Origin of the sequence: Paraburkholderia tropica (assembly GCF_914484835.1) — a bacterium.
Lineage (GTDB): Bacteria > Pseudomonadota > Gammaproteobacteria > Burkholderiales > Burkholderiaceae > Paraburkholderia > Paraburkholderia tropica_A.
Window position 1 is genome coordinate 1 of record NZ_CAJZAR010000102.1, and the last position, 13,438, is coordinate 13,438.

General features: G+C 57.6%; 15 protein-coding genes and 1 tRNA gene. 7 read left to right on the plus strand and 9 right to left on the minus strand.

Annotation, left to right across the window (positions count from 1 at the left end; all coding sequences use genetic code 11):
* The first annotated feature begins 56 nt into the window (after positions 1–56).
* Together LDO54_RS37030 and LDO54_RS37035 are read left to right on the plus strand one after the other, a co-directional pair.
* Positions 57–147, plus strand: a tRNA-Ser gene (locus LDO54_RS37030).
* Between the two features lie 151 nt (positions 148–298).
* Complete coding sequence (locus LDO54_RS37035) at positions 299–448, plus strand: hypothetical protein (RefSeq protein WP_224017861.1); 150 nt, start codon at positions 299–301, stop codon at positions 446–448.
* Between the two features lie 119 nt (positions 449–567).
* Here LDO54_RS37035 and LDO54_RS37040 read toward each other — a convergent pair whose 3' ends face one another.
* From LDO54_RS37040 to LDO54_RS37065, 6 genes are all read right to left on the minus strand, one after another.
* The gene (locus tag LDO54_RS37040) at positions 568–1,380 is read right to left on the minus strand and encodes a hypothetical protein (RefSeq protein ID WP_224017864.1); all 813 of its coding nucleotides are present in this window, start codon (positions 1,378–1,380) and stop codon (positions 568–570) included.
* A gap of 577 nt (positions 1,381–1,957) precedes the next feature.
* Positions 1,958–2,293, minus strand: a complete 336-nt coding sequence (locus tag LDO54_RS37045; protein WP_224017866.1) for a hypothetical protein — start codon at positions 2,291–2,293, stop codon at positions 1,958–1,960.
* A gap of 282 nt (positions 2,294–2,575) precedes the next feature.
* A complete protein-coding gene (locus LDO54_RS37050) occupies positions 2,576–2,770 on the minus strand; it encodes a hypothetical protein (protein ID WP_224017868.1) in 195 nt (64 codons plus the stop codon).
* 5 nt (positions 2,771–2,775) lie between these two features.
* Positions 2,776–3,102 carry a hypothetical protein gene (locus LDO54_RS37055; protein WP_224017870.1) on the minus strand — a complete coding sequence of 109 codons (327 nt, stop codon included), beginning with the start codon at positions 3,100–3,102 and terminating at the stop codon, positions 2,776–2,778.
* Positions 3,102–4,067 (minus strand): hypothetical protein, encoded by a 966-nt coding sequence (locus LDO54_RS37060; protein ID WP_224017872.1) that lies wholly within the window; start codon positions 4,065–4,067, stop codon positions 3,102–3,104. The genes LDO54_RS37055 and LDO54_RS37060 overlap by 1 nt, the downstream gene beginning before the upstream one ends.
* A gap of 59 nt (positions 4,068–4,126) precedes the next feature.
* Entirely contained in the window at positions 4,127–4,555 is a 429-nt protein-coding gene (locus tag LDO54_RS37065; RefSeq protein ID WP_224017874.1) for a hypothetical protein, read from the minus strand.
* A gap of 1,087 nt (positions 4,556–5,642) precedes the next feature.
* On the opposite strand from LDO54_RS37065, the gene LDO54_RS37070 reads away from it, so the two are divergent.
* The 3 genes from LDO54_RS37070 to LDO54_RS37080 are packed head-to-tail and all read left to right on the plus strand — an operon-like array spanning position 5,643 to position 7,526.
* On the plus strand, positions 5,643–5,849 hold the full coding sequence (locus LDO54_RS37070; protein ID WP_224017876.1) for a helix-turn-helix transcriptional regulator: 207 nt from the start codon (positions 5,643–5,645) through the stop codon (positions 5,847–5,849).
* A gap of 19 nt (positions 5,850–5,868) precedes the next feature.
* Positions 5,869–7,170 carry a virulence-associated E family protein gene (locus LDO54_RS37075; RefSeq protein WP_224017878.1) on the plus strand — a complete coding sequence of 434 codons (1,302 nt, stop codon included), beginning with the start codon at positions 5,869–5,871 and terminating at the stop codon, positions 7,168–7,170.
* Positions 7,167–7,526, plus strand: a complete 360-nt coding sequence (locus LDO54_RS37080; protein ID WP_224017880.1) for a hypothetical protein — start codon at positions 7,167–7,169, stop codon at positions 7,524–7,526. The genes LDO54_RS37075 and LDO54_RS37080 overlap by 4 nt, the downstream gene beginning before the upstream one ends.
* On the opposite strand, the gene LDO54_RS37085 is transcribed toward LDO54_RS37080, so the two are convergent.
* Positions 7,514–8,767 carry a tyrosine-type recombinase/integrase gene (locus LDO54_RS37085; protein WP_224017882.1) on the minus strand — a complete coding sequence of 418 codons (1,254 nt, stop codon included), beginning with the start codon at positions 8,765–8,767 and terminating at the stop codon, positions 7,514–7,516. The two genes, LDO54_RS37080 and LDO54_RS37085, sit on opposite strands and share 13 nt — an antisense overlap.
* A 363-nt stretch (positions 8,768–9,130) precedes the next feature.
* On the opposite strand from LDO54_RS37085, the gene LDO54_RS37090 reads away from it, so the two are divergent.
* Both LDO54_RS37090 and LDO54_RS37095 read left to right on the plus strand, forming a co-directional pair.
* A complete protein-coding gene (locus LDO54_RS37090) occupies positions 9,131–9,466 on the plus strand; it encodes a hypothetical protein (RefSeq protein WP_224017884.1) in 336 nt (111 codons plus the stop codon).
* Positions 9,467–9,496: 30 nt separating this feature from the next.
* Complete coding sequence (locus LDO54_RS37095; protein WP_224017886.1) at positions 9,497–11,053, plus strand: tetratricopeptide repeat protein; 1,557 nt, start codon at positions 9,497–9,499, stop codon at positions 11,051–11,053.
* Between the two features lie 44 nt (positions 11,054–11,097).
* Here LDO54_RS37095 and LDO54_RS37100 read toward each other — a convergent pair whose 3' ends face one another.
* A complete protein-coding gene (locus LDO54_RS37100) occupies positions 11,098–13,116 on the minus strand; it encodes a sodium:solute symporter family protein (RefSeq protein WP_224017888.1) in 2,019 nt (672 codons plus the stop codon).
* Positions 13,113–13,436 (minus strand): DUF4212 domain-containing protein, encoded by a 324-nt coding sequence (locus LDO54_RS37105; protein WP_405045160.1) that lies wholly within the window; start codon positions 13,434–13,436, stop codon positions 13,113–13,115. Before LDO54_RS37105 ends, LDO54_RS37100 begins: the two co-directional genes overlap by 4 nt.
* Positions 13,437–13,438: the final 2 nt, after the last annotated feature.

Consider the following 13,438-nt stretch of genomic DNA (forward strand, 5'->3'; position numbering starts at 1 on the left):
GAATCACATAGGGGCACCCCCCGCCGCCCAGACTCTGCTATAATTCGCGTCCCGCCGGAGAGATGGATGAGCGGTTTAAGTCGCACGCCTGGAAAGCGTGTATAGGTTAATAGCCTATCGGGGGTTCGAATCCCCCTCTCTCCGCCAGGAAGAATTCCAAGCCCTTGATTTCAAGGGCTTTTTTCTTTTTTACTCGTTAGTACCCATACACCAACCCATACAACTCTCTCGCGCAGATTCCAACTTCTGCGCCCACGAAGTTGGCTACAATGGGCGTGAACAGGCATGGGAGACCGACGTGACTGATGATGCGCTTGCAACTAGAACCGACCTTAGCTTAGCGGCGTCGGGGATGAACAGCGTGCTGCGGCGAACGAAGTGGCAGTTGGCCACGTCGCAAATCATCGTTTCGATCGCCGTGCTCATCGCCCTAAAGTTCATCAACTGACCTAGGGCACAAAAAGCAAGTGCAACGCTGCGTCAGCACTATCAGTTCTTGTGGCACCCTAGTGCCGAACGTTGCGGGCCCGATCCGCTCCCGTCCACCCGCCCACGCACCCGACTCTCTTAGGTCTGACCGGATGCAGACTTTCGTTGCAACCTTTTGAGCCTCAATTCAATATAGTCAGCAAGGAACTCATACGTCTCTTGGCTCGGCTCTCCGCTAAAGGTAATAGTGACATCAAGCCCATTTGGGTCGATGATCTTTTCGCTGCGAGCGACCTTTTCGCTGCGGATTGGCTCGGGTGATGCCCTTGGATACGAGGGGAGTTGATTGACGACATCTTGGGCTATATCCAGAAGCCCTTCGCGCCGCACCGGCGGCGCGGCAGCTTCGCTCAGTGGAGCGTCGTCCTCCCCATCGTACGCGTCGTCTTTCGATGCCGGATCAACGTGGACTTCATTCTGTCGCAAGATTTTAGCGGCACGAACAGCGGTATCGTCCTGAAACCCACGGTCGAACATCAAAAAGTGGGTCAACGTATGATCTGACGGCAAACCCTCTGGCCATCGCTGGAAGACTTCACTTGCAACAGCCGGGGTAAGTGCCGCTTGACGCAACAATCCGCTTCGATCACGGGAATCCGGGCGGCCGTCTAACAAGATTCTGACTGCCAAATCAGAGAGGCGAACCATCCGCCCGCTGGAGCTTGGTTCATCCACCAACAGACCGTAGTTCTTCAAGGCGCCCAGAGTCTGCTTGAATCCACTACTTGTCTCGCTATATCCCCAATGTTTTGCAACGGCAACAGTCGGCGCACCGCCCCGCCGCTCATGCGAATACATTGCCTGCGCTCGCTGCAACGCGACGTCCAACGATATGAAAGGGAAATTCGGGCTACGTTCCTTACTCTTTCGCGGCTCAATGGTTTCGCTCACGGTATCCTCCCAGTATTCGTGAACTATACGCCCACACCCACCGGAACTCAAGAACCAAATTTATCTCTTAGTCACGGATAAAGTGATTGACTTCAGAGATAGTGCTACGCTACATTGTGCCGGTAGTGAAACCGTTTAGCGCGGTGAGGTACAGCGCAAAACAAAAAGCCCAGATCAGCCTTTAGCGAGGCGTCGATCTGGGCTTCTTCCTACGAGTCCCTGTGTTAGCGCACAGGGCATACGGCAAGGTGATAAGGACACACCGGATGCCGCACGGCTTGGTTGGAACCAACATTCTACCAAAAGTGGAATGGTGCTGTGGCGACACTTGTCCTAGATTCCTCATTGGGAGGGATTGGATATGATTCCATCCAGCACCATTAAGGACGTCTTTGTAACGGCGTACACACGGTTTCGGCTCGGTCGAATCGAATGCGTTTGCCAACACTGGCGCTCCTCGCCTAGTCGCTAAAGAGATCTAGGCAGTCGCGGCACCTTAAGGGTGTCGCGACTTCGATCGTCGCTCGCTTGGTGACACTCAGTTACTACGAGGCAGGCAGATCAAATTGCCATGCGTTTACGCAGCTCGATCTACTTCCGCCAAAAGCATTTCATAGGTGAACGCTTCGATCGCTTCATCGTGCGGAGTGTAGTTCTCGTCCCGCTCGCTAGCGGGAACACCCGCCTTCCAGATGTTTCGTAACGAAAAGCGCAACCAATATGATGCGTTGCACGAGGTTCGACTCTGAGTTAGGTTGGCAATGGCCCCCGCGAGATGAAACTTCTCCCAATATCCTAGCTTGCCTTCATACTGGTTCAGACGTGCGCGGATAACGTTGGTGATAGGCACTATCAGGATGTCCGGTCCTTCGCCCTTCTCTACGCGCTCCCAAAGTAACTCCAAGTCGTCCATCTCACTCTCCTCGCCGATCAGAGGTTTGATATTGCCACGGGCAGGCAAGGTTGACGCCCCGATACTTCCGGCGTCGGGGCCAGCGCGAGGGAAGCCGATTTAGCGTGATTTTCCCGTCACGCTCCCTTCGGCAACAGGGTATCCGCGGGTAGAACAGCCGAATCGATGTGATTTCCCCGTCACATCACCCCTCGGCAAACAGAGCACATCGGGCCCCTCCGATTCGGTGCGATTTACCCGTCGCGCCTCCCCTCGGAGAACAGGGCGGACCGGGTGTAATCGTTATGCGCGATCGATCGTTTCAAAGCCGCGCCGAACCAGGCCGACAGTCGCTTGGCTTAACGACACCCGCATGCCGGTTTGCTGCTGCACTTGCGCACGGTGCTGCTCAATGCGCGCCATCAGATCGGCGTCAACGCAGACCGTAAAGGAGCGGGCTTTGCCGCTGGTTGTGCTTTCGGGCGTTTTGGTTTTCATGCGGTTTAGACGATGAAATAGTTTGTCGAATACTTCGCTTTCGTGGGCTGCTGGGCTTGCCGCTCCCTTGCGATAGACGCGGCAACACCAGCGTCGATTGCCCGCAACACGTGGGCCACTTGCTCAGCTCTGAGATTGGGCCATGCCTTCGACACACGCTCTTGAAGGTTCGGCGTCTGCTGCACGATCAGATGGCCCAAGCCGACCATCCAAAACAGCGTCCGATGCCCTTCGTCAGTCGCCGCGCGCTGCATGTACGTCGCGCCCGCTATCGCGTCTTCCACGTCGCGTGGCAGCTTGACTGCCTTAGCCGTATTCTTCGCGGTCTTCATTACGCCCCCACCGTCCAGAAACGCGACGTATCCGGCAGCAAAGGTTGAAGGGAAACAATCGCCGTCACGGCGAGCGTTCCAGTCAGCGGGTTGGCCGCGCTCACACGTTCTGCAAAGACGTCAACTGTCGAGCGAATCATGATCGCGGAACGCGAGAATGCGCCCACGATGGTCGTCGCCATGTCGGCGGTCAGTTCGCCGCGCACACCTGCTGCTCGCAGGACACCATCCTGACCAACAGCTGCGCCCGTACCTGCAGTACCGATTACGGCGCGGAGTTCATCGAATCGAACAGACGCGGCAGCAGCGGCAGACAGGGTGAAGGCTGCGGGATTTTTCGCGACGATTGCGCCGAGCAAGACGGCATCGGCGGTGCGCGCCAGGCCCGCCGTAATCGCGTGCATGATCGCGTCGGAGAAATCCGGATAACCCTTCATCGTCGCGCGGTCGAACTCGAAACGCAGCATATAGATGCCGGTATTCGTCTGCGGCCCGCCAGAAGTGTCCACGTGAATCTGAGCGCGGCTGATGGGCAGCGTCGATACGGCCACTTCCTGCCCGTCAGGAACGAGAGCGAACGGCGATGCTTCGACCGTTTCAAAATAGGTCGGAATGTTCTGCATGAACACGTCGTCAGCGGGGCCAACCGGGATAGCGCTCGTCGTGTCCTGATAGATGATCACGTTTGCGCCAGCTTGCGCGACGAGGGACTGGGCGATGATATCGGCGCCGAGCGTGATCGTTTGACCGGCAGGACGGCCAACCGGTGGACGCTTCAGGTGCATGCCGCTTTTCGTCTGAAGCTCCGGCAGCATGTCGCCGTTCAGGTCGATAAGGCTGTTAACAATTGGCCGGCGCGGGATGTACCGGCGCACGTCGCCGTTACCGTCATACGTCACATCGGCGTTAGGCTCGCGCATCGCGCGTTCCAAAAGGTCGTTCAGGAACGTGGGTTTTTTCGTCATATCTCTAGGACTACTTATTGTGTGGAAATGGTGAAATTATGCGATCCAGTGAAGATCAGTTACACATGAGGGTTTCGGTTGTATCGCAGGCGGTCGAGAATCAATTTCGTTTCGAAGAACGCCATGCCTTCGTCAAGAGCGTCCGTGAAGTCATGTTGGTCGAGGCCGTTCCGCAGGAATATGGCCTTCAGCGGATCGAGGCCGCCTGGCTCGCCAACGAGGTCTCCGAGCGCTTGCATGTAGCCGACGAACACCGTGACTGGTGGCGTCAACTCTGCCGGGTTTTCCATCAGAAACGCGTGGCCCACGATGAAATAGGAAAGCCAAGCCGCGTCATATTCGCCACCGGCGCGGCGCGGGAGAGCGCATTCTGCTCCATACAATTCAATCATTGACAGGGGGATGCCATAACGCTTGTGGAGAGCGGCGGCGGAGTGGAAATAGCGTCCATGGTTTTTGCTAACTTCTCGATTTTGCGAAAATTTCATTGTTAAGAACCCCGGTTTTCTGTCTTTCCAGACGATAAAGACTATTCCTACAAACCAATTTCCCACATTGCAATCAACCATTTACAGCACGCGATATAGTCGTAGTCCGCGATTTCAAAACCCTCTCAGACTTTTATTCTCGCGGTGCTTTGTACCCCTCTCCCATCCGGCCTGAGGGAGGACCCGTGAGTTATCCACAGGCCGATGCGCTGCTGGGCTCCCCCGTCTTGCCCTGACATAACCTAGCTGACCTCATCGGGCAGTGGCGCGGAGTTGAGTCCGCGCCCTTTTACGTCCGACATCCGCATGTGCCACGTGGCCAGCCCACGTTCGAATGCCTCTGCCGCAACGATGCAACCGCACGCCATCCACGCAGCTACATCGCCGCGCGGCACAAGCTGCAGCATTTGCAGGTACTCCTTGCTCAATGAATCGCGAACAACAAGGTGCTTTGGACTCGGATCTGGGGCATGCATGCGCTTTTGTGAGGTATTCACTGTAGCCAACTAGATATAGTGTTTCGATGTGAATAAAGCGTAACACCAGAATCCAATTGAGCGTTATTTACATAGGTAAACGTTCAACGTTTACCTATTCGACAAACTATTGATTTTCATGAGAAAAAAGTCGAAAAAAATGTCGAAAATACTTATTCCGTTGCCCTTTGCCACTTTCCCTGTATGACGCTTTTCCGTAGGGCATACAGGGAAGGGGATTTTTTGCGCTTTCGCATCGATTTGGGGTGTCAGTCTCTTCTTGCCACCCCGGGGAAAGCCTTACTGGATAAGGCTTTTAACGAATCGGGGGGGGGCACGGTGGTGCAATTTCACAAGAGTTTATTGGGCTGTCTATCAAACTCTTCAGAACTACATACCCCATGCCCCCCCAAATCCATCTAAGCCAAGCTACATATGGGTTTCGCCGGGGGGGGCAGCACGAAAAAGCACCTCATTTGCCACCCCCGCACATACCCCGTGCCACCCCCGATTAGCGATTAACCGTTCAGAGAAAAAAACCCTCATGTGGAAACTGTCTCCATCAGTATTCAAACTCCGCCCTGCACTCACACACACTTTGGGCAAGCAAAATGCAAACACAACTGCAACCGACCAAGATCATCCGAATTGCAACCGTGATTGAGCGAACGGGCCTTTCGAAAGCGTTCATCTACCAAATGATTCGTCAGGGAGACTTCCCCGCCTCCGTGCGACTTGCGCCGCGTTACGCCGGCTGGGTAGAAAGCGAAGTGAATGACTGGCTTAACACGCGAATCGCCGCAGCACGCGCGCAATAAAGGGGGAGAAGCAAACGACATGACGGCTCAAAAAAAGAAAGCGGCGGCGCGGGCGGGCGAAGTGACACCTATCAATCGCCGTATCCGCCCCGCTGGCAGCCTGCCAGGCGCTCCAATGGAGCTGCCCTTGAACGTTCATGATTTTCCCGACCCCGGCAAGGATGCACCGCTTCCGACGCAAGGGAACCTGAAACACATGCTCGACCAGTACGGCGTGAAGGTTGTCTATAACCTGATCTCCAAAGAGGTGGAGATTTTGATTCCCCACGCGGATTTCACGCCGGAGAATCGGTCCGAAGCGAGCTATGGGAAGATCATCGACCTGTGCGCTAGAAACCGGATGCCGACGGGAAATGTCCCTGTCTATATCACCGCGCTGGCCGATTCGAACCGCTACAACCCCGTAGCCGAATGGATCGACTCAAAGCCGTGGGATGGCGTGGACCGTCTGGAACCTCTCGCGGACACGTTGGACGCGGCAGACCGCGACCTTACGCGCCTCTTGCTTCGGCGTTGGCTAGTCGGCGCGGTTCGCTGCGTGTACGAAGAGAAAGGCTTCTCGATGCAGGGCGTGCTAGTGCTGCAGGGCGCGCAGGGCTTGGGCAAGACGACGTGGATTATGGGCATGGCCGGCGAACACCAAGAATGGGTCGCGGAGTCCGTCATTCTCGACCCGTCGAACAAAGACAGCGTGAAGCAGTTCGTGTCCTACTGGCTGGTTGAGTTGGGCGAGTTGGAAGCCACTTTCTCGAAATCGGATATCACAGCGCTTCGCGGGTTCATCACTAGGAAGATGGACGAATTACGGCTGCCCTACGCGAAGACCAGCAGCAAGTTTCCGCGCCGCACGGCAGCGCTGGCCAGCGTGAACGAACACGCCTATCTGCGCGACGAAACGGGGAATCGTCGTTACTGGACGGTGCGGTGCGGTCCGAACTTGAATGGCCTGCACGGTATTGACATGCAGCAATTGTGGTCTCAAGCTAAAGCGCTTTATCTGGCAGGCGAGCAACACACCCTGTCTCGCGAAGAGTCGGCACGTTTAAACGCGTCGAACCTCGATCACACGGAGCGCAATCCGTTGGAAGACCTGATCATGTCAAGATTCGCATGGGACAGCCCGAGTACCGAGCGAATGTCCGCAGCCGATGTGTGCATTGCAGTTGGGTACGACAAGCCCACGCAGAAGCAAGCGAAAGACGTAGCGGTCATCTTGCGCAGGCTAACGGGGAACGAACCCAAGAAGTCCCACGGTCGCATGGTATTCGAGATGCCACGCCGCGCACGCGCCTCCGATGACGAAAACGGGAGGGCATTTTGACGGCGACGCTTCAGACTATCGCAGAGCGCTATCCTGATTTGACGGGCGGGGGCTTCCCTGGCGGGGAACCCCATGAGCGCCCTAACCTGCTTGATCACCAAGAAGAATTTGATGCGGCGATGCGTTTCCTGCAGGGTGTCAAAGTCACATCCAGGGCGAATAGCCCAATCACTAGCTACGCACTGAAGGGCGTGGCGCAGGCATGGAGCGGCCAATACATCAGCAACGGCGCAATGATCGCCGCTCTGATCGCGAGCGGCGTGCCGATTGACCGCGTGAGTGACGAATCCCCCAATGTACGATTCGGCATTATGAAAGGATGGGTCACTTGGCGGTCAAAGCGTTACGCCGATTGACTGTGCAGATTGACCACCGCGCCGGGTTGCCGTTTCACGCCGCAGTATGCCGCCCACGCTTCCATCATCTTGCCGCGCTTCGCCAGTAAATCGCCGCGCTGGTAGGCTGCTTCCGTTTCGCTGCGGACGGCGTGAGCAAGGGCCTTTTCAGCCTGTTCGCGCGGGAAGTTGGTGCATTCCGCCGCCCAGTCGCGAAACGTCGAGCGGAACCCGTGGACAGTCGCCGTCTTAGAGTCCACTCCCATGCGCTTCAAGACGGCAGACAGGCTCATGTTGGACAAGCCGGTGCCGTCCCGCATGCCGGGAAACACAAAGTCGCCGTGTCTGGCCGATTCCATTTCCTTCAGAATGGCAATGGCGCGCTTGCCCAGCGGCACACGATGCTCCTTTTTCATCTTCATGCGCTCGGCTGGAACCGTCCACAGCTTCGCGGCCATGTCGATTTCGCACCACTGCGCACCAATGATTTCATTCGTGCGCGACGCGTTCAGAATTCCGAACTCCAGCGCCCGCGCTGCAACGCCGTCCATAGCTCGCAGGCGTTCCATGAACTCGCCAATCTCTGCGTAAGAGAGCGCAGCATGATGCTCCTCCTTTTGGACCGCGCTAGGTTTCGCCAGCAAGGTATCGAGGTGACCTTTCCAGCGCGCCGGGTTATCACCGCTGCGGAGACCGCGTGTGCTTGCCCATGCGAGCACCTTTTCGAGTCGTCCACGCACGCGCGAGGCGGTTTCGTTCTTCTTCGTCCAGATCGGTTCTAGCACGCGCACAACGTCGTGCGTATCGACTAGCGAAACGTCCTTCTTTCCGATGATCGGTCCAGCGTAGGTTTCCAGCGTATTGGTCCACTGGTCGCCGTGCTTTTCGTTCTTCCAGCCGTGCTTGTGTGCGTTGATGTAGGCCGTCGCGCAGTCGGAGAAAGTCATTCTCGACGCGATCTTCGCGCGCTCTGATTGACGCATTGCGTGCGGATCATCGCCGTTCGCGATGGCGCGGCGCATGCCATCGGCCTTTTCCCGCGCGCTTTCGAGCGAGACGCTAAGGTATGGCCCCAACCCAATGTCAGTGTGCTTTCGTTTGCCGTTCTTCGTCAGCACGTCAGCTCGCGAATAGCGGAATATCCACGACTTCGTGCCGGTTTTGCTCACCTGCAAATATAGGCCACCGCCATCCGCGTAATAGCCTGGGTTCTTCTCCTGCTTAACCTTCACCGCCGACAGCTTCTTAATTGGTCTGGACATGGTCTCTGCCTAAGTTATCTACCCATACACCTACCCATACATTTGGTGTTGATGGTAGCACACTCAAGTGGACCCATGAACACGCAAAACCCTTGTTTTAAAGGACTTTAAGCGTGACTATTACCCTCATGAATATCTATGCAGACCCGCCTTAGGCGGACCCTCTCTCCGCCAGGAAAAATTCCCGAAACCCCGTAAGTTCAAGGACTTGCGGGGTTTTTGTTTTTTCTGGCCGGCCAATTTGCCCATCAGCGGGCACAGGCTCGCCGCCCATCCCATCCGCAGCCGGCCGACCCAGCGCGCCGAGGTGAGCGGCAAGCTGGAAGCCGCGCCTGCCAACTACAGGGCGATGACCGGCGAAGAATGGCCGACGATCATCGCAGCGACCCGCGTCGAGCGCGAAGCCAAAGCAAACGGGTAATTGCGCAACCAACCGCGCGCCACGGGCATCTGCTTATCAATCGAAGCACCGAGCCACCAAGCCTCGATCTGAACCCCCTTCCCCCTGCTGGCGCATTGCCAGACATCAAGCCGCGCTTCATCACGAATGCGCTACGAATCACTCACGCCTCAATTCAGACGTATCTGATGTTTGGCTCTGAAGAAGCGCGCAAGCATCCCTTTTCCGTTGAAAGCATTAACTTTCGCGCGTGCGGCGCGTACACAAGAAATTTGAACCTACGCGGCTCAAGATCTTGAATTCAATGTAAGCGTGAGGGGGATATATCAATGACGCCACCCGACTTCCCTACTTTTCTGGACATATCGAAAGCGGGCGTGGATGCCTTGGCTGATCGGCATCTGGAATATGGCTACAAACGATATGCGAGCCATGATCTACATGCAGCCGAACGCGCATTTCGCGACGCACTTCATATCAAAGACGAATGGCCGCCCGCCTTGAATGACCTTGGATTGGTCTTGAGAGACATGGGGCGATTTGACGAAGCCGAGGAATATTTTCTTCGCGCAACGGCGGCATTGCCATCATATAACGCGGCCCGGAACAATCTAGCCGTCCTTTACTGGAAAACAGAACGCATTCAAGAAGCAGAGATTGAATTTCGCTCCATTATGGAAAGTGACAGCAGGAACTGGCTGGCAGCGACAAATCTTGGCTTGATGTTGTATGAGCGAGACGCTATTGCCGAGTCCGAGTCCTTGTTTCGCCACGCGTTGATTCACAACCCAGGTTCGGCCGACATCACTGCGAACATTGCGGCGGCGATGTTACGCCAACATCGAGTGCGCGAAAGTATTCCAATGCTCGAATCCGCGCTGGCGATCGAGCGAGAGCATCTCAATGCCAATCAGCATATGGCGTCTGCGCTGCTAAGTCTTGGCGACTATGCTCGTGGCTTTGCGCACTTCGAATATCGCCTTCGCGATCGGAAGCCGGGCAGCCGCGGCGGCCCACCCGCGTTCCCTTATCCTCATTGGAACGGTGAATCGTTGGCGGGTAAATCTTTGCTCATTTGGCCGGAACACGGCTTTGGCGACATCATCCAGTTTTGTCGCTACGCACAGGTTTTGAAGGGGCGCGGCGCCAGTCGAGTCGATATTGCCTGCGCGCCTTCACAAAAGCGGCTATTCGAAAGTCTCGATGGCGTTGACGAAGTATTTGCGTTAGACGGCAAAGGGACCATCTCAGCGCATGATTACTGGTGTTGGATCATGAGCTTGCCGTTCAATTGCCATACGACGATTGAAACGATCCCGAATCACACGCCATATCTGCGAGCGCCGCATGATCGGGTTGAATTCTGGAAATCGAAAATTCCATCGAACGAGTTGAATGTTGGGATTGTATGGAGTGGCGATCCCCGTCCGAATGAGCCCCATTGCCATGCAGTCGACAAGCGCCGATCCATGCGCCTTGCCTTATTTTCACCGATGCTAAGTATCGACAATGTGAACTTCTTCAGTTTGCAAAAAGGCGAATCGGCAGAGAAGCAAATTTACGAACTTCCCGAAGAGATACGGCCATTGGACGTGATGCGGGACGTGTCTGATTTCGCCGAAACCGCGGCAATCATCGAGTGTCTGGATTTGGTCATAACCGTCGATACCTCGGTTGCGCACCTCGCAGGCGCATTGAATAAACCCGTCTGGATTCTGTCTCGCCACGATTCCTGTTGGCGCTGGCTGCTTGAGCGCGATGACTCGCCGTGGTATCCGAGCGCACGCATTTTCCGCCAGCGGGAATCAGGAAATTGGGTGGAATTAATGGAGCGAGTCCATCAAGCGTTGATGGAGCTTAGGAACGATTCCGCAGCGGCTCGATGAATCGGACGTGGCGCGTTCGCTTCGCTACGCAGCGCCATCAACTCCTAAGGATGCCGAATATAATCCACCAGCGCGACCATATACTCATCCGGCTTCCGATCGACAAGACTCACTAAGATAGCGACCAGAAACCCGGCCGGCACGCCGAACACGCCTGAAGAAATCGCGTCGATGCCAAACCACCTTGGGCCTTCGAACCCGGTCAACTGCGTGAAAAACGGATACGTCGAGACGATGTAATACACGCACACGACCAGCCCGGCGATCATCCCCGCCACCGCGCCGAGCCGCGTCGTGCGCTTCCAGAACACGCCCAGCACCAGCACCGGGAACAAACTCGACGCCGCCAGCGAAAACGCCGCGCCCACCAGAAACAGAATATTCCCCGCGTTCAGCGAAGCCACCCACGAAGCAAACAACGCCACACCCAGCAGCAGGATCTTCGACATCGTCACGCGCCGCTGACTCGACGCATTCGGATCGACCATGTGGTAGTAGACATCGTGCGAAAGCACGTTGGAAATCGTGAGCAGCAAGCCGTCGGCGGTCGACAGCGCCGCCGCGAGCGCGCCCGACGCAATCAATCCCGACATCACATACGGCAGCCCCGCGATCTCGGGCGCCGCGAGCACGACCATATCGGCCTGCATCTGAATGTCGCCCCAATGCACGATGCCGTCGCCGTTCACGTCGCTCACGCTGATCATCGACGGCTCCACGCGCCGCCACTGCATCACCCAATGCGGCAGATCCGAAAAATGCTGTCCGACGAGATGCGAAAGAATCTCGTACTTCATCAGCACCGCCAGCACCGGCACGGTCAGATAAAACAGCGCGACGAAGAACAGCGTCCAGCCGACCGAGCGCCGCGCCGACGCCACCGAAGTCGTCGTGTTGTAGCGCGTGAGGATGTGCGGCAGGCTCGCCGTGCCCAGCGAAAGACACAGCAGCAGCGACAGAAAATTGCGCTGATGCACGCGCCGCGCTTCGTCGCTTTCGGCGGGAAACGCTTCGTGCATCGGCACGGGCGGCGTCGCCAGCGCGAGCAGGTCGTCGCGTGCGCGCGTCCACGCCACGCGCGCGGCCTCGGCGTCGCGCGGAAAGCGCGCGACCTCGCGCTCCAGCGAATCGATATCGCGCAGCGGCCCGTTATGGCGGCGCAGATCCACGAGCGCATCGACGAGGCGCGATTTCTCCTCGACATAGGAACCCGGCAGCGCATCGATGCGCGATTGCCACAGCGCCGCGCGCCGCTCGTATTCGTCGCGCACATTGGCCTCGGCGCTCGACGCGCGCACGTCGCGTTCGAGCGTTTCCACGCGCTGCATCACGTTGCCGTAATTGAGTTGCGGCACCCAGCCGAGTCCGTCGCGATGCGCGATCAGCGAGATGGGAATCAGGATCGCCGCGATCAGGATGATGTATTGCGCGACCTGCGTCCACGTCACCGCGCGCATGCCGCCGAGGAACGAGCAGACGAGAATGCCCGCGAGTCCGCAGAAGATGCCGATCGCGAAGTCCACGCCGATAAAACGCACCGCGATCAGCCCCACGCCCTGGATCTGCGCGACGAGATAGACGAACGAGCACAGGATCGTCGCCAGCACGGCGAGCGCGCGCACGAGGTTGCTCGAAAAGCGCGTGCCCAGAAAATCGGCGATGGTGTAGCGCGCGAGCTTGCGCACGTACGGCGCGAGCAGAAACGCGACGAGGCAGTAGCCGCCGGTCCAGCCCATCAGGTACGCGAGGCCGTCGTAGCCGGTCGCGTAGAGCGAGCCCGCGAGGCCGATGAACGAGGCCGCCGAGAGCCAGTCGGCCGCCGTCGCCATGCCGTTGAAGACCGAGGGCACGCGGCGTCCCGCGACGTAGTATTCGACGAGGTCCGAGGTGCGCGAGAGCAGCCCGATCACGGCATAGACGGCGATCGGCACGAACAGGAACACGTAGCCGATCCACATGCCCGGCCCGGTCACGCGCTCGATGCGCCCCATCACGAAGACGAAGGCGAGAAAGCCGAGCGTATAGAGCGCGTAGGAGCGGATGAGCCGGTGCGCGAGCTTCATCGTTGCGGCGCCTGGCTGGCCTGGCGGATGGCCAGGTCGGCTTCGCGCGCGGCTTGTAGCACGCGGTCGGCGCGCTGCATCAGCACGATATAAACGACGACGAGCGCCACGTAGATCAGAATCGCCCCTTGCGCGCCGAGGTAGAACGGCAGGCTGAAGCCGGCGAAGCGCAGGCCGTCGAGCGTGCGCGCGAACAGCGGCGCGACGAACGAAACCGCGAAGCCGATCGTCATGAGCACGGCGATCAGCGCGAGATTGAAACGCCAGTAGCGCCGATGCGCGTGCGCCATCGCCTCGCTGACCGCGGGCGGCTCAGGCAAGG

What these genes read in the sequence shown, in the direction of transcription:
- LDO54_RS37045 (WP_224017866.1), bottom strand. Translation starts at nt 2,293, where the DNA reads ATGGACGACTTGGAGTTACTTTGGGAGCGCGTAGAGAAGGGCGAAGGA.
- LDO54_RS37050 (WP_224017868.1), bottom strand. Translation starts at nt 2,770, where the DNA reads ATGAAAACCAAAACGCCCGAAAGCACAACCAGCGGCAAAGCCCGCTCC.
- LDO54_RS37055 (WP_224017870.1), bottom strand. Translation starts at nt 3,102, where the DNA reads ATGAAGACCGCGAAGAATACGGCTAAGGCAGTCAAGCTGCCACGCGAC.
- LDO54_RS37060 (WP_224017872.1), bottom strand. Translation starts at nt 4,067, where the DNA reads ATGACGAAAAAACCCACGTTCCTGAACGACCTTTTGGAACGCGCGATG.
- LDO54_RS37065 (WP_224017874.1), bottom strand. Translation starts at nt 4,555, where the DNA reads ATGAAATTTTCGCAAAATCGAGAAGTTAGCAAAAACCATGGACGCTAT.
- LDO54_RS37070 (WP_224017876.1), top strand. Translation starts at nt 5,643, where the DNA reads ATGCAAACACAACTGCAACCGACCAAGATCATCCGAATTGCAACCGTG.
- LDO54_RS37075 (WP_224017878.1), top strand. Translation starts at nt 5,869, where the DNA reads ATGACGGCTCAAAAAAAGAAAGCGGCGGCGCGGGCGGGCGAAGTGACA.
- LDO54_RS37085 (WP_224017882.1), bottom strand. Translation starts at nt 8,767, where the DNA reads ATGTCCAGACCAATTAAGAAGCTGTCGGCGGTGAAGGTTAAGCAGGAG.
- LDO54_RS37090 (WP_224017884.1), top strand. Translation starts at nt 9,131, where the DNA reads ATGGCCGACGATCATCGCAGCGACCCGCGTCGAGCGCGAAGCCAAAGC.
- LDO54_RS37095 (WP_224017886.1), top strand. Translation starts at nt 9,497, where the DNA reads ATGACGCCACCCGACTTCCCTACTTTTCTGGACATATCGAAAGCGGGC.
- LDO54_RS37100 (WP_224017888.1), bottom strand. Translation starts at nt 13,116, where the DNA reads ATGAAGCTCGCGCACCGGCTCATCCGCTCCTACGCGCTCTATACGCTC.